Origin of the sequence: Roseateles asaccharophilus (assembly GCF_004362405.1) — a bacterium.
In the GTDB taxonomy this organism is placed as follows: Bacteria; Pseudomonadota; Gammaproteobacteria; order Burkholderiales; family Burkholderiaceae_C; genus Kinneretia; species Kinneretia asaccharophila.
The window spans coordinates 59,643-77,902 of sequence record NZ_SNXE01000005.1 but is presented as its reverse complement, the minus strand read 5'-3'; the positions used below and the strand labels follow the sequence as shown (position 1 = coordinate 77,902).

The following is an 18,260-nucleotide window of genomic DNA, read 5'->3' as shown; positions in this document are numbered from 1 at the left end:
TGGAACGCCAGCTCGACGCCGCCATGGCCCGCGTCTCCGGCGTCCTGATCCGCCACCTGGCCGACAAGCTCAGCAGCACCAGCCTGGGGGCGGGGCATGCGGTGCTGAAGCTGCACTTCGACCATTGAGGCACGAGGGTCGGTTGGCCGCGGGCGCCGCCAGCTCAGGTCACGACGTCAGGTTCCGGGCCTGTGTCTATCGCCCTTCTAGCGCGCTAGCCCCTTGCCCATATCATCTCGTCCATCTGTTCCCGCCCAATTCATCCTATGACCCCGTACCGGCGAGCCGGACCATCCAAGCAGCCCTCGACCCGCTGGGGGGTAATGAGTCCGGGTGGCTTGTCGCCCGTCACACACCCCATGCACCTCCTGAAGATCGGCACCGTGCTGCTGCTCGGCGGGCTCCTGCACCCACTGCACGCCGCCGGCCCCACCTCAGAGGCTGAGGCTCATGCAGAGTATGTCTTCTCTCACCGACCGGTCTGGGTCTCCGCCGACGGCGCCTGGCGTGTCAGCGTGAACCCTCAGGGTGAGTTGCTGCGCGAGGCCCAAGCGAGCAAGCCGACGGTGCAGCGTATCCAGCTCGGCCCCGGGGTGCGAGCCGTGGCCAGCCATGGCCCAGGCCTGAAGGTCTGGGTCCTGGGCGAAAACGGCTGCCTGCTGCAGGTGGACTTCAGCGGCCCCACACCCAAGCGCCAGACCGAGCCCGGTGCCAAATGCCCAGCGCTTGACGAGGCCGGCTCGGACGATTTACCCAGCTATTTCTCCGGCGCGCTGGCGGTCTCCGCCGACGGACAGTTGCTGGCACACAGCGGCTCGGAGGGCGATCAATCCGTCACGGTGCTGGACCTGCGCAACAAGAAGAAACCGATGCGCACGCTCTGGCCGGCGCTTCCGGCCGTGGCGCTGCGCTTTGAAGACGATGGCCAGCGCCTGGCGGTGCTCACACAAGAGCGCGGCGAGGCCTGGGAGGACATCCCCGGTCCGAGCAGCCTGCAATGGAGCCGCTGGGATCTGCGCAGCGGCGCCTTGTGGAACGAGGCCCAGCGTGCGGGCCACCTGGGTGAGCTGCGCCAGCACCTGCACAGCGCCAGCGCCTGGCAACAGTTCTGGCTGGACGCCCAGGGCGAGGTGCAGGCGCTGGACACCCACAGCTGCCCGGTGCGCGTACACAGCTGGCCGCTGAAGAACGAGGCTGCCATCGAGAGCCTGAGCGCCGACCCCCTGGGCCGCTGGCTGGCCGTGCTGGCAGCGCCCACCCAGGCCAAGACCCAGCGCCTGCTGTGGCTGGACGCTCGCACCGGCCGCACCCTGCACATCAGTGAGCTGCCGCTGCCCCGGGGCGCGCAAGGCGTGGCCGTGCAGGCCCATGCCCAAGGCCTGCTGCTGCGCCGGGCCAGCGCCGTGCAACGCTCCGGCGAGCAGTACGACCACAGCCCCTGGCGCCTGCAGCCCTGGCAGAACCTGCCCCTGCCGCCGGCCGTGGCGGCGCTTGCGCCCCGCGAAACCAGCCCGACCGCCCCTTGCCGTGAGGCCAAGGAGGCCCCGCTGGCGCGCCAGCCGGAGCGCATTGCCCAGCCCGGCAAGATCCTGTGGACCTTGGAGCTGGACCCCCGCAAGGCCTGGGACGAGGCGCGCAAGGGCCCCTGCAATCGCCTCGACTGGTACGCCGACTACCAGCACCCGGACCGCACACCGCGGCGCTGGGGCCTGAGTCCCCAGGGGCAGCTCTTTGTGGACCAGGGCGATGAGCTGCACCAGCTCGACCCCGGCACCGGCAAGCTGCTGGCCCGCTGGCCCACCCCGCGCCCCACCGGCGTTTGCAGCACGCCCAGCTTTGCGCGGGCCCAGTTTCTGAACTGGCAGGGCGACACCCTGAGCCTGCGCCCCTTTGCCGCGCAATGGGACCCCAAGGCCCGCCAGACCCTGGAGCAACGCCCGGGCTGGCGTGTCGTCACGGCGGTCTGGCTGGGTGACCAGGTGCTGGCGCGCTGGGTCAAAGGCAAGCAGGCCGAGCAGCACCTGTACCGCACGGACGCCAGCGGGCGCTGGACCCAAGCAGCCCAGCGCAAGGGCATCGCCCAAGGAGTCGGCATGCCTTGGTTCGAGGGCGACGATGGCCACAACTCGGCGATCGGCTGGCACGAACTGATGCCCGGTCCCGCCGCCATTGACAACATCGAGCGCGAAGAGCGCGGCGTGCGCGCCGGGCCGCGCTGGAGCGCCGGCCGCTACGACTCGGTACGGGCCGAGCAGGACGGCCGGCTGCTGCTGTGGGATGGGGTGTCCGGCGCCTCCGCCAATGTGGGTCAGCTGGTGGATCTGGGCCAGGGCCGTGCCGTCTCACTGGCCGGCGCCCGCCTGACCCTGTACCAACTGCGCGAGGGCGAACAGTCGGCGCTGCGCTGGGAGCAACAGGGCCGTCCCGATGGCGACTCGCCCTGGATCGATGCGCTGTGGTGGGACGAACCCAAGCTCCTGCTGCTGGCCCGCCATGGCGGCACACTGGTGGCGCTGCGTCCGCCCCTGCCTTGAATTGCGTCATGCGTCGGCAGGGGCCGGCGCGCAATTTGATACATGCCGGGGGCGTGCTGACACAAAAAGCCTAGATCTGCTCGCTTAGACTGCGCGCGATTTCGATTCCCGTGCATCCGGCGTTGGTGCCTGATGAAGCATCCAATGATCCGCAAGCTCAGAGGCTTGGCCTCGCTTGGCGCACTCCTCCTCCCACTCTTCCTGTCACTGGCCACAAGCTCGGCCAGTGCCTCGGCGCTGCGGGTCTGCCAGAGCGATACGGCCCGCTACGCCTACCGCATGGCCCTGGTGCGCCAGATCCTGCACAGGACACAGCTGCCCGGCGAACCGGCGCTGGACCTGCAAGCCTTTGCCGAAGGCCCCGACCCCACTCAGGAGCGCTGCCTGGCCCTGCTGCGAGAGCGCAAGGTTCATCTGGTCTATATGCCGCCGACCGCCGAGCGCCTGGCGGAGTTCGACGCGATTCCCTTTGATCTGCACCAGGGCATGCTGGGCTATCGCCTGCTGCTGATCAACCGCCGCGATCAGGCCTTGTTTGCCAAGGTGCGCAGCCTGGACGACCTGCGCCAGCTCCAGGGCGGCTTCGGCAGCCAGTGGAGCGACTACCGCCTGTTCGAGCTCAACCGCCTGCCCGTCATGGGTGCCGGCAACGCCGAAACCCTGCTGGCCATGCTGGAGGCGGGCCGCTTCCACTACTTCCACCGCGGCCTGCATGAGGCCTGGGCCGAGCTGGAGCAGCACGCCGACAAGCGCCATCTGATGGTCGACCCGCATCTGGCCCTGGTCTATCCCAACCCGGTCTACCTGATGTTCCACAAGGACGACACGGAGCTGCGGCGCCGCTTCGAGCAAGGCCTCAAGCGGATGCGCAGCGACGGCTCCTTCGAGGCCCTGTTCCGGGCCCACTTCGCAGACACCATCGCCCGGGCCCAGCTCAAGAAGCGCCGACTGATCTACCTGAAGTCGACTCCATCGGGCCGCGCCACACCATACGCTGCGCCGGCTCGGGGCCGGCCGCATCAACGCCCGAACTAAGCACCGCTTGTCGCACCAAGCCTTCTCCCAAAGTGGGTCCAAGGCATCGTCGCAGGCCAGTTTCAGCAGGAGGCGCCATCAGCATCGGCGCTTCATCGGCTTGCGCAGAGCAGCGGGCCCTGGCGCATTCGCGCCGCATAGGACTCATGGGCATCGCTGCCCGGCGGCCAGCAGCGTTCGAAGCGGCGCCACCAGGCGTCTTGGTCGTAGTAGATGGCTTGCAGGCTCAGATGCAGCGCACCTGAATGGCGATGCTCAATCGCTTCCTTCGGCGCCGTGCCGGCAATGCGGGTGCACAAGCCGTGCAGGGCGCCGGGGGCGTTGGGCATGCCGGCCGCGCCGTTGTTGATCACCCAGTGCTGTCCGCCACCCAGGTCGCTCACCACGGGCAGGCAGGTGTGGCTGCTGGCAAAGACACGCACCTGGGCGGCGTCGCAGGCGGCTTGCGCCGCTTGCCGGGCTTGGGCGCTCTGCAAGGCTTCGCGCGAGAAATTCCATCCGGCCAGGGAGTGCGCATCACCGTGCACGATGGCCACAGCCAGACCCGCCACTTCCGCTCGCACAAAGCGCGGCAAGTCCGCCAGGCGACGCCGCTGGGCCTCGGGCAGCACGGCATGCAGACGCTCGATGATGCGGTTGCTGTGCTGCACCGTGGCCTCGCTCACCTCCTCGGGATAGGCGCAGCCACAGCCCGCCGCGCCAATGGATTCCCGGGCCAGCTCGGTCTCCACATTGCCGCGGGTCGCCAGATGGCAATCGACCTCGGCCTGGATCTCGGCAAACCATGCGGGCTCGGCATCGAACCAATGGAAGTCGCCGTTGAACACCAGGGCCTTACGTCGCGCGGGATCGGCGCGGTAGGCCCCCAGCAGCGCATCCAGGGCTTCGCGGTTGCCATACAAGCCGCCCACCACCCACAACGCATCCAGCTGCTGCAAGGCCGGCAGCGTGGGCGCGGCCGCAATGTCCTCGGGCCGGTAGCGGTAGTCCATGGGGCATAGGCGCCCGGCTTCGGCCGCCTCGGTCTTCAGGCCCTGACCCATGCGTGAGCTCCTTCCTGGGCGCCTGCGCCATCAAAGGGGTGGACATCGGGCTCGCTGGCGTAGAGCTCGCGCAGCGCCTGCTGCAGCGAGGGGCTGTCGTCCACGGCCCGGTCCAGCACCACGCGCCCTGCCCGCAGGCCGATCACCCGGCTGGCCAGGCGCGGCAGCAAGTCCAGCTGATGCACCACCGAGATCAGGCTGCCCCTGGCGACCGCCTGATCCAGCCATTGGCAGGCCTGAGCGCTGGCTTGCGGGTCCAGCTGGGCGGTGGCCTCATCGGCCAGCAGCAGCTCGGGCCGCTGCAGGGCGGCACGGCCGACGGCCACCCGCTGCCGCTCGCCGCCCGAGAGTCGGTCCACCCGGTGCTGCGCCAGCGCGCTCAGGCCCAGCCGCTGCAGCCAGGCATCGGCCTGCGCCGCGATGGCGGCCGGGTAGTGCCCGGCCAAGCCCGCGCGCCAGCCGGCCCAGCCCTGGCAGCGGGACAGCGCGCCGATCAAGAGGTTGTCGCGCGCGCTCAGGCGATCGACCAGGTGCAGACCCTGGTGCACCATGGCCACACGCTGACGCAGATCGCGCGGCAGGGCGGCGCCGGAGGTCACCGTCTGCCCCAGCACCTGCAGCCTCCCCTGCCAGGGCGCCGGCGCCTGGCCGCCCAGCAGGCGCAGCAGGGTGCTCTTGCCCGCGCCATTGGGGCCCACCAGGGCCACGCGCTCACCCGGGGCGATGTGCAGATGCGGAATGGCGAGCAGGCAGCGCTCCCCCAACTCCAGGCGCAGGGCTTCGACATGAACGCTCACAGCAAGGCCTCCCGCAGACGGCGAGACAGCGCATCAAACGACACCACCAGGGCAATGACCACGATCAGCAGCGTGGCCAGCCGGCTCCACTGAAACAGGCTGACGGCCTCGCTGATCAGCAGACCCAAACCACCGGCACCAATCAGACCGAGCACCGTGGAGTCGCGAATATTGAATTCCCAGACATAGAGATGATGGCCCACGAACTGCGGCGCCACCTGGGGCAGCACGGCGCGGCCGAAGACCTGCAGCGGCGTGGCACCCGTGGCGCGCACCGCCTCCACCGCCGCCATGTCCAGGGACTCGATGCTCTCGGCAAACAGCTTGCCGTAGCTGCCCAGGCTATGCAGCGCAATGGCCAGGATGCCCGCCATGGGCCCCAGGCCCACAATGCCGACCAGCAGCAGGCCGAACACCAGGGTGTGCACCGCGCGCGTGGCGTCGAGCACAGCGCGCGCGACCCGCTGCGCCCAGCGCGGCGCGCGCAGATTGCGCGCCGCCAGCAAAGCCAGCGGCAGGGCCAGCAGGGCCGCCAGCAGGGAGCCCAGCGTGGCAATCTGCAAGGTCACCCAAACGCCGCGGCCCACGGCCCAGAGGAAGTTGGCCTCCACGGCGCGGCGGTCCTCCACGCGCAGCAGGGTGCCGTCTTCGCTGCGGTACTCCAGGCGCTCTGGGCCGAACCACAGGTCCAGAAAGCTGGGCTGCGCAAAGTCGCCCAGGGTGCGGCTCAGGTTCTCCCAGGGGCTGCGCCCCAGACTGAGATCTCCCTGCGCGACCAAGCTGCCCAGGCAGGCGGCCAGGAGCAGCAGATAGACCAGGGCGAAGCGGCGCAGGCTCATGGTCAGCGCTTGGGGCTGAGCTTGCCGGTGGCCAGGCCGGCATCGCGGATGGGCTTGTAGACGCTGTTGTCCGCCGCCACAAAGCCGGTGTAGCGCGCGGGCAGCAGCTGCGGCCGGCTGGCCAGCAGCGGCCCGATCTCGGTCAGCGCCGCTTGCAGGCCTTGCACAAAGGCCCGGTCGCCATGCAGGCCGACGCGCACCGCCACCGCATCGTTGGGCAGGGCGGGTGACTGCCAGATCACGCGGCTTTGTTCGGCCTTGATCAAGCCCTGGTCGATCATGGCATTGCGGTTGCGGTTGTAGTCGGCGCCGGCATCCAGCTGGCCGGCGGCCACCTGGGTTTCGATCGCCTGATGCTTGGTGTAGAGCACGCGGCCAAAGTGCTTCTCCGGGTCCACGCCCTGCTGCATGAAGAAATGCAGCGGGATCAGATAGCCCGAGGTGGAGCCCTTGTCGCCAAAGGCGAAGCTGCGCCCCTTGCCCTTGGGGCCCAGCAAGTCTTGGGCGCTGCTCAGGCCCGAGCCCGGATGCGTGACGATCAGGGCGTGGTATTCCGGCTTGCCCTCGTACAAGATGGTGGCCACGGCCTGCGCACCGGCCTCGTGATGGGCCAGCACATAGCCCCAGGGGCCGAGCAGGGCGATATCGGTGTCGCCGCTGGCCAGGCTGCGCGCCAGGCCTTCCCAGCTGTCCACGGTGCGCAGCTGCACCGGCCGCCCCAGGCGCTGCGCCAGATGCTCGGCCAAGGGCCGATAGGTGGCATCGTTCTTCTCGCGATCGGGCTGGAACAGGCCCACCCCGAAGACCAGCGGTTTAGTCGCATCGCTCTGGGCCAGGCTCAGCAGCGGCAGGGTCAGCAGAAAGGCGGCAAGGCCGCGGCGCAGCAGGGACATCAGGAAGCTCCTTGAGAGGCGAGAGAGGCCAGGGCCTCGGGGGTAAAGCGATTCATGAAGGCGTGGTCGAGCGCGTCTTTCCAGCGCCCGACCCAGCGGCCCTGGGCCGAGCCCCATCGCGCGTGGCTAGCGATGGCGCTGCCATCGGGCAGGGCCAGCAAGGCCAGCACTGCGGACTGCGGCCTGTGCACCTGCAGCGCCTCGCCGCGCCAGGCAGCGCGCAGGTTGTGCGCCAGCGTGGAGGCCATGCGCACGGCGCGCACGCCCGACTTGTCAAGCGCCGGCGCCAAGGCCGCGCTATCACCAGCGGCAAACACTGTGGCCTGCGAGCGGCTTTGCAGCGTCGCTTCCACGGCCAGATAGCCCTCGGCGCTGAGCGCCAGCCCCGAGCGCGCCAGCCACTCCGGCGGCTGAGCACCGGCCGCCCACAGCAGGCCGTGCTGGGCCGGGCTGTCAACCGGCTGCCAGCGTCGGCCCAGCATGAGCTGCACACCGGCCCGGCGCAGGGCGGCCTCGGCGCGGCGCGCCGCACCCACCGGATGTCCCATCAAGAGCCGCTCCGAAGCGCTGAACAAGCGTGCTTGCACCGGCCGGTCGGGCCGCAGCCGGCGCAAGCGCTGCAGCGCGGCCAGCAGCACCTCCACCCCGGCCGCGCCACCGCCCACCGCGTCCAGGCCCATGGGCCCGCTGCCCTGCTGCCAGGCGTGCAGGAACAGCGGCCAGTCCTGCAGCAGCCGGGCCAGCGGACGCAGGCTCAGGCAAGGGCCCGCATGTTCGGGCGCCCGCAAGGTGGAGCCGGTATTGACCGAGAGCAGCCGGTAGCCCAGCCACTCGCCGCTGCTGAGCTGCAAACGCTGCTGCGCCGGGTCCAGGGCCTGGGCCTCGCCGATCAGCAGCCGCGCACCGGCCGCCCGGCACAGGGCGGCCAAATCGATCTGCAAGGCCTCTTGCGGGATGCGGCCCGCCATCCAGGCCGGCACCAGGCCGGAGTACAGGCTGTAGCGATTGGGGCTGAGCAGGACAATCTCCAGCCCGGCCGAGGCCAGCGGCCGTCGCACCCAGTCCAGCAGGGTCAGCGCATGGCTGTGGCCACCGCCCAGCAGCAGCAGACGGTCTGGATGACCCGCCACGCTCATGCCAACCAGCCCGCAGGCAGACGGGCCAGATCGGCGGGCTCGTCGATATCGGCCACCGGCTCCAGCTCGGCCCAGTGCAGGCCCAGCGCCCGCAGCCGCTCGCGGGTCTGCGCCATCACGGTCGCGGTGCTCCACACCATATCGGCAAACAGACTCGCCGGCACCTCGCCCACACGGGCGCTCAGGCCGATCAAGGCATAGCCCCCGTCCAGGGCCGGAATCAGCACCGCATCATGGTCTTGCAGCGCCAGCGCCGCCGCGCGCAGCCGCGCCGCATCCAGCGCGGGCGCATCGGTGCCGATGATGAGCGCCGCCGGCTGCAGGCCCAGGCCCTCGTGCAAGGCGCGATGCATGCGCGCGCCCAGATCGCCCTCGCACTGCACGCCCAGCTCGGCCACCCCGGCATGGCGGGCCAGGGCCGGGTGGCGACAGTCGGGCGCGCCCAGCAGGCGCAGGCGGACAAAGCCTGCCTCAGCCGCCTGCGCCATGGTGTGCGCGAGCAGGCGCTCGGCCAGGCGGGCCGCGCCCTCGGCGCCCAGGGCAGGCATCAGCCGCGTCTTGGCCAGACCGGCCACGGGCGCCTTGGCCAGCACCGTCAGGCAGGCGGGAATCACCGGTAGGCCTCCCAGATCGATTGGGCCGAAGCACCGCGCCAGTAGCGCCAGCGCAAAACCCACATCAGCACAATGGTGCGCAGGGCGCCGCGCTCATCCCAGCGCCGGCCCGAGGTGCGCACCGGGCCGCGCAGACAGGCCGGCCTCAGGCCCTGCGCCAGCAGGCGCTGGCTGAGCTCGATGTCTTCCATCAACGGCTGGTCCGGAAAGCCGCCCAGCCGCTCGAACAGCTCGCGCCGCACAAACATGGCCTGGTCGCCGGTGGCGATGCCGGTCCAGCGCGAGCGGCGGTTCATCATGAAAGCCACCAGGGGCAGCCAGCGCGAGCGCCCCTCGATGCGCACATCAAAGCGCCCCCAATGCGCCCCGCCCTGCAGCGCGGCGCCCAGCAGGCGGTCGGCCTCGGGGGGCAGCTCGGTATCGGCATGCAGAAACAGCAGGGCCTCGCCACGGGCCTGGGCCGCCCCGGCGTTCATCTGCCGGGCGCGTCCGCGGGGCGCGACCAGCACGTGGTCGGCCCCAGGCCGCGCCAGCTCGGGGCTGCCGTCGGTCGAGCCGCCATCGGCCACGATGATTTCCACACCGCGCTCGCGCAGCGGCTGCAGCGCCGCCAGCAGCGCGGGCAGGCGCGCGGCTTCGTTGAGCACGGGGATGATGAAGCTCAGGTGCTTCATGGGTGGACGCATCAGCCGCGCTCCCAGGCGTGGTAGCGCTGAACCCAGGCCAGCAGCCGCTCGGGCGCATGGGCCCGCTTCCAGGCACCGGCCGCGTACTTATTGGCCTCCACCCAGGTGGGGTAGGCGTGGATGGTGCCGAGGATCTTGTTCAGCCCCAGGCCGTGCTTCATGGCCAGCACAAACTCGGCCAGCAGCTCGCCGGCGTGGCGGCCGACGATGGTGGCGCCCAGGATCTTGTCGCTGCCCGCTGCGGTAAGCACTTTGACAAAGCCGTGCGCCGCGTCTTCGGTGATGGCGCGATCCAGATCGTCCAGTTCGTAGCGCGTCACTTCAAAAGCAAGGCCGCGTTCCCGGGCCTCGGTCTCGGACAGACCCACCCGTGCCAGCTCCGGGTCGGTGAAGCTGACCCAGGGCACCACGGAGTAGTCCACCGCAAAGCGCTTGAAGCGGCCAAACAGTGCATTGACCGCCGCATACCAGGCCATGTGCGCGGCGGTGTGGGTGAACTGATAGGGGCCGGCCACATCGCCCACCGCGTAGAGATTGGGGAACTTCAGCGATTGCAGCTTGTCGTTCACCGCCAGCGTCTTGCGCGGCGTCAGCGGCACGCCCAGCTCCTCCAGGCCAAAGCCGCTGACACGCGCCTCGCGGCCCACGGCGAGCAGCAGCGCGTCAAAGGCGATGGCCTGCTCGGTGTCGCCTTGCTTCACCCACAGGCGGCGCTCGTCGCCCTGGCGTTCGGCGCGCAGCGCTTGGTGACCTGTGAGCACGCGCACGCCGTCGCGCTCCAAGGCCTGCTGCACCAGGGACGAAACCTCGGGGTCCTCGCGCCCCATCAGGCGCGGCGCCATTTCCACTTGGGTCACTGCGATGCCCAGCCGAGCAAAGGCCTGGGAGAGCTCGCAGCCAATCGGCCCGCCGCCCAGCACCAGCAGGCGGCGCGGCGCCTCGCGCAGATGCCAGATCGTGTCCGAGGTGTAGTAGCCCACCTCGTCCAGCCCGGGCAGGGGCGGCACAAACGGGCGTGCGCCGGTCGCGATGACGATATGGCGCGCCGTCAGGCGCTGCGGGCCGCCTTCCTCGCGCGCAATCTCCACGGTCCAGGGGTCCAGCAGGCGCGCCCGGCCCTGCACCACATCCACGCCCAGGCCGGTGTAGCGCGCGGGCGAGTCGTGCGGCTCGATCTCGCGCACCACGCGCTGCACCCGTTCCATCACGGCGGCAAAGTCCACCTTCACATCGACCGGGCCCAGGCCAAATCCGGCCGCCTCGCGCAGCGCCTGGGCGGCCTTGGCCGAGTGGATCAGGGCCTTGCTGGGCACACAGCCGTAGTTCAGGCAGTCGCCGCCCATCTTGTGGGCTTCGACCAGGGTCACTTTGGCCTTGACCGCGGCCGCGATATAGCTGCTCACCAGGCCGCCCGCACCCGCGCCAATCACGATGAGGTTGCGATCAAAGCGCCGGGGCTTGGCATAGCCGGTGTAGACCTTGCGCGCCTGCAGCCAGGCCATCAGGCCCTTGGCCAGCAGGGGAAAGAGGCCGAGCAGGACAAAGGACGCGAGCAAGGGCGGCGACAGCACATCGCGCAGGGACGCCACGGCCGCCAGCTGGGTGCCCGCATTCACATAGACCGCGGTGCCGGGCAGCATGCCGATCTGGGACACGCCGTAGAAGGGCGCGGCGCGCATGGGCGTCAGCGCCATCAGCAGATTGACCAGCCAGAAGGGGAATAGCGGCACCAGGCGCAGGCTGAGCAGATAGAGCGGGCCGTCGCGCGCCACACCTTCGTTCAGCGGCGCCAGGCCTGTGCCGAAGCGGCGCTGTATCGCATCGCGCAGCAGATAGCGTGCCACCAGAAAGGCCAGCAAGGCGCCCAGCGAGGAGGCAAAGGACACCAGCAGCAAGCCCTGCCAAAAGCCGAACAGCGCGCCCCCGGCCAGGGTCAGCACCGCCGCGCCGGGCAGGGAAACCGCCGTCACCGCCACATAGAGCGCAAAAAAGAGCAGCGCGGCGCGCAGCGGCTGGGCCGCCACCTGGGCCTGCAGGGCCAGTTGTTGCGCCTTCAGATTGTCCAGGCTCAGCCACTCGGCCAGGCCGTAGTGCCGCGAGGCCAGCAGCAGCGCCAGCAGCGCCGCCGCGATCAGCAGCAGGCGCTTCATGCCGCCAGCGCCCCGCCGCAGCTGGAGCCCTGGCCCGCGGTGCAGCCATAGCAGTGCTGGGCCACGCGGATGGGGTGGCCCGCGTTGTCGGCGGCCAGCAGCTCGCGCAGATGGCGGGCCTGGGCCGGCAGGCCCAGCATCTGGTTGAAGTCGCAGTCGTAGAGCTGGCCCTGGTAGTCCACGCTGACCAGGCTGCGACACATCACGGTGTCCAGATTGGCGCTCTGGAAGCTGTCTTTGAGCAGCTGCAGATAGGGCTGGAACTGGCCCTTGCTGATCAGGCTGCTGCCAAAGCGCTGGATGGGCATATTGGTCAGCGCGAACAGCTGGTTGAAGCGGATGCCGAAGTGCTGCAGCAGCTCGCGCTTGTAGTCGGCCTCCAACGGGCCCTGGGGCGGGGGCAGCACCGGCCCCTGCGGGTTGTAGACCAGATTGAGCACCAGGCTGCTGTGGGCGTCGCCATAGCCCAGGCGGTTGAGCGCCTGCAGGCCGGCAATCGAGCGATCGAACACGCCCTCGCCGCGCTGGCGGTCCACCCGCTCCAGGCTGTAGCAGGGCAGGGAGGCGGTGACCTCCACCTGCTGGGCGGCCAGAAACTCGGCCAGGTCTTCCTGGCCGGGCTCGGACAGGATGGTCAGATTGCAGCGGTCGATGACGCGCACGCCCAGCGCTCTGGCGGCCCGCACCAGGCGGCGGAACTCGGGGTTCAGCTCGGGGGCGCCGCCGGTGAGGTCCAGGGTCTGGATGCGGCGCGCGGCCAGCACCTCGATGACCAGGTCCACCGTGCCCGCGTCCATCATCTCGGTGCGCTGCGGGCTGGCGGCCACATGGCAGTGCACACAGCTCTGGTTGCACTTGTAGCCCAGATTGACCTGCAAGGTCTCCAGCGGGCGGCGGCGCAGCGCGGGGAAGTCACTATGCTGGAGCAGGGGCAAGGTGGGATGCATGGGACGGTCCGTGTGCTGGGGGCGATGCATGCCAGTACGCCGCCCGCCGCTGCCGGGTTACAGGCCCCTCCATAATCTTCTAACTTGTGTAACCCGACCGGCGCCGCCGACGTACTGGATGCCAACTGCCCCGCCCGCCGCCTTTGAGGCCGAGCTGCGCCCCTGGTGGGAGCGCGGGCAGTCGGGCGACGAGGCGGCATACCGGCACGCCTTGTCACTGATCGCCACGCGCCTGCGTGCCTATATCCGGCGACGCATGGCCGAGCAGCCGGACGAGGTGGAAGACATGGTGCAAGAAGTGCTGCTGTCCCTGCATCTGCACCGGGGCAGCTATGACGGCTCGGTGCCGGTGAGCGCCTGGGTGCTGGCCATTGCCCGCCACCGCCTGATCGACGAATGGCGCCGCCGCGGCCGCCGTCCCCCTACCCTGGCTCTGGACACGGACACCCCCGAGGCCTGGGAGCCGCTGGCCGACGACGGCGGGCGCGCCAGCCATGAGGCCAGGCGCGATCTGCAGCAGCTGCTGCAGACCCTGCCCGCGGCCCAGCGCCGCGCCATCGAGCTGACGCAGCTGGCCGGGTTCAGCGGGGTGGAGGCCGCCGCCGCCACCGGCGCTAGCGAGTCGGCCATCAAGGTCCAGGTGCACCGCGGGCTCAAGCGTCTGGCGGCCCAGGTCAGGGGCAAGCCATGAAGACCGAGGCCCTGATCGACTTGCTGGCCCGGCAGGCCGGCCCGGCCCGGCCCCAGCCCGTCGCCCGGCGGCTGCTGCCCGCCTGGGCCGGCGGGGGCATGCTGGCCGCGGTGCTGGCCTTGGGCCTGAGCGGCCCCCTGCCCCTGGCCGCCTTTGCCAGCCCCACGCCCTGGATCAAGCTGCTGCCGGCGGCCTTGCTGGCGGCCCTGGGCTGGCTGTGGCTGCGCCAGACCGCCCGCCCGGCCAGCCCCACCAGGCCCGCGCGGCGCCGGCTGGAAAGCGCCTGGTTGCTGCTGGCCCTGCTGGGCGTCGGCAGCCTCTGGCTGCTGCCGGCGGGCGCGCGCATGAGCGCCCTGCTGGGCTCGTCCTGGTGGCAATGCCCGCTCACCCTGGCCACCTTGGCCCTGCCGGCCCTGCTGCTGCTGCTGCGCGCGGCCCAGGGCCTGCCCATCATCCGCCCCCGCCAGGCCGGCGCCGCGCTGGGGCTCTTGGCCGGCTGCACGGCCGCCGCCGCCTACGCCCTGAGCTGCCCGGAGAGCAGCCCCGCCTTTGTCGCGCTCTGGTACTCCGCGGGGCTTTTGCTCAGCATGGCGGCCGGGGCCGCCCTGGGCGCCCGGAGGCTGCGCTGGTGAGCCCGGCCGGCATCGCCGCCTTGGTCTTCTCGTCGGCGGCGGCCCTGGCCGGCAGCGATGGGCACTTGTCCGCCCGCTGGGATGCGGCCGAAGGCTGGCAAGAGCAGCGCCTGGGCGCCACGCTGCGCCCCAATCGCTTCGAGATCCAGGCCGAGACCGGCGTGCTGCGCATCAACTCGCAGTCCAGCATGTCGCTGTGGGCCCGGCCGCTGGCGGTGGATCTGGCCAGCCGGCCCGTGCTGTGCTGGCGCTGGCGCATCAGCGCGCCCCTGCAGAGCGCTGATATGAGCAAGAAGGCCGGTGACGACTATGCGGCCCGCCTGTACATCGCCTTCAGACTGCCGCCGCAAAGCCTGGACTGGCCCACCCGGGCCCAGCTCGCGATTGCGCGCCGCCTGTATGGCGAGGCCGTGCCCGACGCCGCCCTCAACTACGTCTGGGACAACCGCCATCCCGTGGGGCATCACGCGCCCAATGCCTACACCGGGCAGACCCGCATGGTGGTCCAGCGCAGCGGTGCCGCCCAGGCCGGGCAGTGGGTGCAGGAGCGCCGCCATCTGGCCGAAGACGCCAGAACCTGGCTGCCCGCCGGCGCCCAGCCCGTACTCGTGGCGGTGGCGGCGGATACCGACAACACGGGCGAGTCGGTGGTGGCCGAGTTCGCCGGGCTCAAGCTCGTGGGCGCGCAGGATCGCTGCGACTAGGGCCGCCCATCATGGCCTGGCGGCCCAGCGGGGGCCGGCACCGTCCTCGGCCTCCAACAGCGGGGCATGCGGCTGGGCCAGATGCCCGGCGATCAGTTCGACTCCTTGCGGCACAGGCAGTAGATGAACTTCTGCACGGTGCCGAAGGGCGTGCGATGCTCTTCGCGCTCCTGCTGCAGGAGTGTGAAAGGAGCACCGAACTCCGCGTGCAAGCCGTCGGGGCTGTAGCGCATGACCGGCAGGCCACTGCACTTCTCGGGGCCATCCTCGGCGAAGGTCGCCACGATGACATGGCCGCCCGGCTTGACCGCGCGAAGCACCGCAGCGACATAGGCCTCACGCTCTTCGCGACTGGTCAGGAAGTGGAAGACGGCCCGGTCGTGCCAGACCTCGTAGCTGTGCCGCGCGAATACGTGCTGTGTGACGTCGCCCGCGAGCCACGTCACGCTCGACGCCCGCTCGCCGAGGCGCTTGCGCGAAGCCGCCAACGCCGCCTCGGACAGGTCCAGAACGGTGAGACGGCGGTAGCCATCGGCGAGCAAATCATCGACCAAGGTCGAAGCGCCACCGCCCACGTCAATGACGCTGGCGTCCTTAGACACACCCGTGCGCGCGATGAGCTCAACCGACTGCCGCGCGTGTTCCTGAAACCAGCTCACGCCGTCCTCGGGCTTGCTCGTATAGACCTGCTCCCAATGATCCTTGGATTGCATCTGAGCTCCTGGCATTGCCTTGCATGTAAAGACGCCTGTGCAACTGTAGCCCTGCGCCCCGGCGCTCCGGTCTCACAGCGCGCAATGCCCGTAGCTCAGCACGCGGGTGATGCGCCACTGCGCGCCCTGAGCCGGTGCGCAGAAGCGCTCTGGATGGCATCAAGCGCTCGGGCCTCGGGATGACAGCCCAGGCGGCCGCACTGGGTCTGGTGCCCGCCGTTCAGCATTGCCCACTGTCCAATCAGCGCCTGCTCTTGCCGTTCGTCGCAGTGAGCATAATGCCCACCGGCCAAAGCGGCACCATGCCTACACCTCAACGCAAATTCGCAAGATCAAGATGAAACACCTCCAGTTCAGCGCCCTGGCCTTGGCAATGTCCAGCTTGCTTTTCAGTGCCGGCGCGCAGGCCAGTCAAGCCGCGCCTGCTGTGATGAGCACCAGCGCCACGGCAGCCCAGACGGTGCAGTTTCAGGACCTGAGCATCACCGTGCGCGGCAGCGGACAGCCCGTGCTGATGATTCCGGGGGTGAACAGCGCCGCCTCGGTCTGGGAGGAAACCTGCGAGCGCCTGCAACCCGGCGTGCAGTGCCTGATGGTCCAGCTGCCGGGCTTCGCCGGCAAGCCTGCGGCGCCAGCCATGGCCGGCAAATTCCTGGAGGCCAGCAAGGCGCAGCTCAAGGACTTCCTGAAGGCCCAGGCTCCCCAGGGCGCCGTGGTCGTGGGCCACAGCCTCGGCGGCGCATTGGGGCTGATGCTGGCCGCTGACACGGACAACTCGGTGCAAAGTCTGGTCGTGGTGGATTCCCTGCCCTTTCTGGCCGCCTCACAGAACCCCAACGCGACCCTAGAAACCGTGCGGCCCATGGCCGAAGGTATGCGCAGCGGCATGAGCCAGCCGGCACCGGCCGAACGAAAGCGGGCCATGCTGGCCCCCATGGCCGCCACCATGACGCTGGACACGCGCCGCGCAGAGACCATCGTTCAATGGGGTGTGGACAGCGACAACCCCACCACCGGGCAGGCCATGTTCGAACTCTGGACCACCGACCTGCGCCCCTTGCTGCCGCGAATCAAGGCGCCCACCACGGTGCTGGGCGCTTGGGCCGCCTATGCGCGCATGGGCAGCACGCAGCAAAGCACGCAAGCGCTGTTTGAAAGCCAGTACCGCGGACTGCCCGACATGAAATTCAAGATGAGCGAGCGGGGCTACCACTTCCTCATGTGGGACGATCCTGCGCTGGTGCTGGAGTCGGTGCAGCAAGCGCTGTCCGGCAAGGCAAAACGCTGAGGACGGGGGCGGACGGTATCGGGGGCGCATCGGCCCCCAGCCAGGCCTGACGCTGCAAGTCCTGCAGCAGCCAGCGCGCGCCCATGCCCAAGGGGCGCTGGCGGTCGTGCACAGCGAACAGACCGATCGCAGGCGGCATCAGGCCGGGGTCATCGATGTCCAGGGCCAGCAGCGATCCGGCATCGAGATGTTCCTGGACCAGGTGCCGCGGCATGGTCCCCCAGCCGAATCCCGCCAGCAGGAACTCCAGGCGCCGTGAGATGTCGACGAAGCGCCACAGCCGGGTGCTGACCACGCTGAAGCTGGGGCCCGGTCGCTGCTGGGGGTCGGTCAGGATGAGTTGCACATGCTCGGCCAGAATGTCGCGGGTGATGCCCCGTGGCTCGCTCGCGAGCGGATGCGACGGCGCCACCACCGGCACCATGGTGATCTGCGTCAGCGGCGTGGCCTGAAGCTCCTGCGCCATCGAGGGCAGGAGTGCGCAGAGCCCGAGGGTGGCGCTGCCGTCGCGGACGCGCCGCTCCGCCGAGCCCATACCCTCGGTGTAGAGCGTGACGGCCAGGTCCGGGTACTGCGACTGCAGGCCCGCCAGGCTGCGGATGACGGGCTGGGTCGGAACAAAGCTGTCGATGGCGATCGGCAGCTCGGGTTCCAGGCCGGCGGCAATGGCCTGGGCCGTGCGCTCGAACACCTCGGCCTGCCGCAGCACCTGACGCGCCTGCGTCACGAGCGCGCGGCCGGCCTCGGTGAAGCGCGGCGTGCGGGAGCTGCGGTCGAACAGCAGCAGCCCCTGGGCTTCTTCGAGCGCCTGGACGGTATGGCTGATGGCCGACTGAACGCGCCTCAGGCGACGCCCTGCCGCGGAAAAGCTGCCGGCGTCCTCGATGGCCACGAGCACGCGAAGTTGGTCCAGCGTCAGGCTTCCAATCACTTTCCATCTACTCCATAGATGGTAAACATCAAAAGATTATCGCTTCCGTGAATTGTTGGCCGGCCTTAACTTTGCGCCTGTGCGGCTGATCGCCAGCCGCCCCACTTGCAAAGGACAGGACCATGATCACCGACACCCTCGTTCCCGCTCAGCCCCGCAGGCTGCTCGGCGCCTTCCTCTGGCTCGCCCAGAGCGCGCTGGCCTTTTTCCTGCTCTGGGGCGCCTATATGAAGCTGGGCATGCCGCTGGAGCAGGCGGCCAAGATGGCGCCCTGGGTCGCGGCGCGGCCGAGCCTGGCCGCATTCACCGGCGTGGTGGACCTGCTGGGCGGCTTGGGCATCGTGCTGCCGGCCCTGCTGCGCATCCAGCCGCGCCTGAGCGTGCTGGCCGCCGCCGGCATCATCGTCCTGCAGATGCTGGCCATGGGCTTTCACCTGATGCGCGGTGAAGCCCTGGTGCTGCCGATGAACCTGATGCTGCTGGCCCTGGCCGCCTTTGTGCTCTGGGGCCGCACGCGTGCGCTGCCCTTGTCGCCGGCGCGCTGAGCCCCGGCCTCGCGCAACTGGGCCGCGCTACGAGGCGCACCGCCCTTGTCCAGCTTCCGCTTCGGGCCCTGAGCGCGCCCGC

General features: G+C 70.0%; 18 protein-coding genes. 7 read left to right on the top strand and 11 right to left on the bottom strand.

Annotation, left to right across the window (positions count from 1 at the left end):
* The first annotated feature begins 359 nt into the window (after positions 1–359).
* Complete coding sequence (locus DFR39_RS12240) at positions 360–2,534, top strand: hypothetical protein (protein ID WP_133603862.1); 2,175 nt, start codon at positions 360–362, stop codon at positions 2,532–2,534.
* Positions 2,535–2,678: 144 nt separating this feature from the next.
* A complete protein-coding gene (locus DFR39_RS12235) occupies positions 2,679–3,569 on the top strand; it encodes a substrate-binding periplasmic protein (RefSeq protein WP_162849509.1) in 891 nt (296 codons plus the stop codon).
* A 92-nt stretch (positions 3,570–3,661) separates the two neighbouring features.
* Here DFR39_RS12235 and DFR39_RS12230 read toward each other — a convergent pair whose 3' ends face one another.
* The 9 genes from DFR39_RS12230 to arsS are packed head-to-tail and all read right to left on the bottom strand — an operon-like array spanning position 3,662 to position 12,674.
* Positions 3,662–4,612 (bottom strand): hypothetical protein, encoded by a 951-nt coding sequence (locus tag DFR39_RS12230; RefSeq protein ID WP_133603860.1) that lies wholly within the window; start codon positions 4,610–4,612, stop codon positions 3,662–3,664.
* On the bottom strand, positions 4,597–5,409 hold the full coding sequence (locus DFR39_RS12225; RefSeq protein WP_133603859.1) for a phosphonate ABC transporter ATP-binding protein: 813 nt from the start codon (positions 5,407–5,409) through the stop codon (positions 4,597–4,599). The genes DFR39_RS12230 and DFR39_RS12225 overlap by 16 nt, the downstream gene beginning before the upstream one ends.
* Positions 5,406–6,248, bottom strand: a complete 843-nt coding sequence (gene phnE / locus DFR39_RS12220; protein WP_133603858.1) for a phosphonate ABC transporter, permease protein PhnE — start codon at positions 6,246–6,248, stop codon at positions 5,406–5,408. Before phnE ends, DFR39_RS12225 begins: the two co-directional genes overlap by 4 nt.
* Positions 6,249–6,250: 2 nt before the next feature.
* Complete coding sequence (locus DFR39_RS12215) at positions 6,251–7,141, bottom strand: phosphate/phosphite/phosphonate ABC transporter substrate-binding protein (protein ID WP_133603857.1); 891 nt, start codon at positions 7,139–7,141, stop codon at positions 6,251–6,253.
* Positions 7,141–8,277 carry an FAD-dependent oxidoreductase gene (locus DFR39_RS12210; RefSeq protein ID WP_133603856.1) on the bottom strand — a complete coding sequence of 379 codons (1,137 nt, stop codon included), beginning with the start codon at positions 8,275–8,277 and terminating at the stop codon, positions 7,141–7,143. Before DFR39_RS12210 ends, DFR39_RS12215 begins: the two co-directional genes overlap by 1 nt.
* Positions 8,274–8,891: a TIGR04282 family arsenosugar biosynthesis glycosyltransferase gene (locus tag DFR39_RS12205; RefSeq protein ID WP_211343859.1), complete on the bottom strand. Its 618-nt coding sequence runs from the start codon at positions 8,889–8,891 to the stop codon at positions 8,274–8,276. The genes DFR39_RS12210 and DFR39_RS12205 overlap by 4 nt, the downstream gene beginning before the upstream one ends.
* Positions 8,888–9,565 (bottom strand): TIGR04283 family arsenosugar biosynthesis glycosyltransferase, encoded by a 678-nt coding sequence (locus tag DFR39_RS12200; protein WP_246030812.1) that lies wholly within the window; start codon positions 9,563–9,565, stop codon positions 8,888–8,890. Before DFR39_RS12200 ends, DFR39_RS12205 begins: the two co-directional genes overlap by 4 nt.
* A gap of 11 nt (positions 9,566–9,576) precedes the next feature.
* The gene (locus DFR39_RS12195; RefSeq protein WP_133603854.1) at positions 9,577–11,727 is read right to left on the bottom strand and encodes an FAD-dependent oxidoreductase; all 2,151 of its coding nucleotides are present in this window, start codon (positions 11,725–11,727) and stop codon (positions 9,577–9,579) included.
* The gene (arsS, locus tag DFR39_RS12190) at positions 11,724–12,674 is read right to left on the bottom strand and encodes an arsenosugar biosynthesis radical SAM (seleno)protein ArsS (RefSeq protein WP_133603853.1); all 951 of its coding nucleotides are present in this window, start codon (positions 12,672–12,674) and stop codon (positions 11,724–11,726) included. Before arsS ends, DFR39_RS12195 begins: the two co-directional genes overlap by 4 nt.
* A 118-nt stretch (positions 12,675–12,792) precedes the next feature.
* Between arsS and DFR39_RS12185 the strand changes: the two genes are divergently transcribed.
* Genes DFR39_RS12185 through DFR39_RS12175 form a run of 3 tightly spaced genes read left to right on the top strand, consistent with a single transcriptional unit; the run spans position 12,793 to position 14,701 of the window.
* Positions 12,793–13,365: a sigma-70 family RNA polymerase sigma factor gene (locus DFR39_RS12185; protein WP_133603852.1), complete on the top strand. Its 573-nt coding sequence runs from the start codon at positions 12,793–12,795 to the stop codon at positions 13,363–13,365.
* Entirely contained in the window at positions 13,362–13,997 is a 636-nt protein-coding gene (locus DFR39_RS12180; RefSeq protein ID WP_133603851.1) for an NrsF family protein, read from the top strand. The genes DFR39_RS12185 and DFR39_RS12180 overlap by 4 nt, the downstream gene beginning before the upstream one ends.
* Complete coding sequence (locus DFR39_RS12175; protein ID WP_162849508.1) at positions 13,994–14,701, top strand: DUF3047 domain-containing protein; 708 nt, start codon at positions 13,994–13,996, stop codon at positions 14,699–14,701. The genes DFR39_RS12180 and DFR39_RS12175 overlap by 4 nt, the downstream gene beginning before the upstream one ends.
* A 92-nt stretch (positions 14,702–14,793) precedes the next feature.
* Here DFR39_RS12175 and DFR39_RS12170 read toward each other — a convergent pair whose 3' ends face one another.
* The gene (locus DFR39_RS12170; protein ID WP_133603849.1) at positions 14,794–15,414 is read right to left on the bottom strand and encodes a class I SAM-dependent methyltransferase; all 621 of its coding nucleotides are present in this window, start codon (positions 15,412–15,414) and stop codon (positions 14,794–14,796) included.
* A 430-nt stretch (positions 15,415–15,844) separates the two neighbouring features.
* On the opposite strand from DFR39_RS12170, the gene DFR39_RS12165 reads away from it, so the two are divergent.
* Entirely contained in the window at positions 15,845–16,702 is an 858-nt protein-coding gene (locus tag DFR39_RS12165) for an alpha/beta fold hydrolase (protein ID WP_211343858.1), read from the top strand.
* Here DFR39_RS12165 and DFR39_RS12160 read toward each other — a convergent pair.
* Positions 16,632–17,633: a LysR family transcriptional regulator gene (locus tag DFR39_RS12160; protein ID WP_133603847.1), complete on the bottom strand. Its 1,002-nt coding sequence runs from the start codon at positions 17,631–17,633 to the stop codon at positions 16,632–16,634. The two genes, DFR39_RS12165 and DFR39_RS12160, sit on opposite strands and share 71 nt — an antisense overlap.
* A gap of 122 nt (positions 17,634–17,755) precedes the next feature.
* Here DFR39_RS12160 and DFR39_RS12155 point away from each other — a divergent pair, with 122 nt between their 5' ends.
* Positions 17,756–18,178: a DoxX family protein gene (locus tag DFR39_RS12155; protein WP_133603846.1), complete on the top strand. Its 423-nt coding sequence runs from the start codon at positions 17,756–17,758 to the stop codon at positions 18,176–18,178.
* Positions 18,179–18,260: the final 82 nt, after the last annotated feature.

Bases quoted from the DNA above. Each gene is read 5' to 3' on its own strand.
- DFR39_RS12165 (WP_211343858.1), top strand. From the start codon at position 15,845: ATGAGCACCAGCGCCACGGCAGCCCAGACGGTGCAGTTTCAGGACCTG.
- DFR39_RS12210 (WP_133603856.1), bottom strand. From the start codon at position 8,277: ATGAGCGTGGCGGGTCATCCAGACCGTCTGCTGCTGCTGGGCGGTGGC.
- DFR39_RS12215 (WP_133603857.1), bottom strand. From the start codon at position 7,141: ATGTCCCTGCTGCGCCGCGGCCTTGCCGCCTTTCTGCTGACCCTGCCG.
- phnE (WP_133603858.1), bottom strand. From the start codon at position 6,248: ATGAGCCTGCGCCGCTTCGCCCTGGTCTATCTGCTGCTCCTGGCCGCC.
- DFR39_RS12155 (WP_133603846.1), top strand. From the start codon at position 17,756: ATGATCACCGACACCCTCGTTCCCGCTCAGCCCCGCAGGCTGCTCGGC.
- DFR39_RS12170 (WP_133603849.1), bottom strand. From the start codon at position 15,414: ATGCAATCCAAGGATCATTGGGAGCAGGTCTATACGAGCAAGCCCGAG.
- DFR39_RS12240 (WP_133603862.1), top strand. From the start codon at position 360: ATGCACCTCCTGAAGATCGGCACCGTGCTGCTGCTCGGCGGGCTCCTG.
- DFR39_RS12235 (WP_162849509.1), top strand. From the start codon at position 2,679: ATGATCCGCAAGCTCAGAGGCTTGGCCTCGCTTGGCGCACTCCTCCTC.
- DFR39_RS12185 (WP_133603852.1), top strand. From the start codon at position 12,793: ATGCCAACTGCCCCGCCCGCCGCCTTTGAGGCCGAGCTGCGCCCCTGG.
- DFR39_RS12180 (WP_133603851.1), top strand. From the start codon at position 13,362: ATGAAGACCGAGGCCCTGATCGACTTGCTGGCCCGGCAGGCCGGCCCG.
- DFR39_RS12200 (WP_246030812.1), bottom strand. From the start codon at position 9,565: ATGAAGCACCTGAGCTTCATCATCCCCGTGCTCAACGAAGCCGCGCGC.
- DFR39_RS12195 (WP_133603854.1), bottom strand. From the start codon at position 11,727: ATGAAGCGCCTGCTGCTGATCGCGGCGGCGCTGCTGGCGCTGCTGCTG.
- DFR39_RS12230 (WP_133603860.1), bottom strand. From the start codon at position 4,612: ATGGGTCAGGGCCTGAAGACCGAGGCGGCCGAAGCCGGGCGCCTATGC.
- arsS (WP_133603853.1), bottom strand. From the start codon at position 12,674: ATGCATCCCACCTTGCCCCTGCTCCAGCATAGTGACTTCCCCGCGCTG.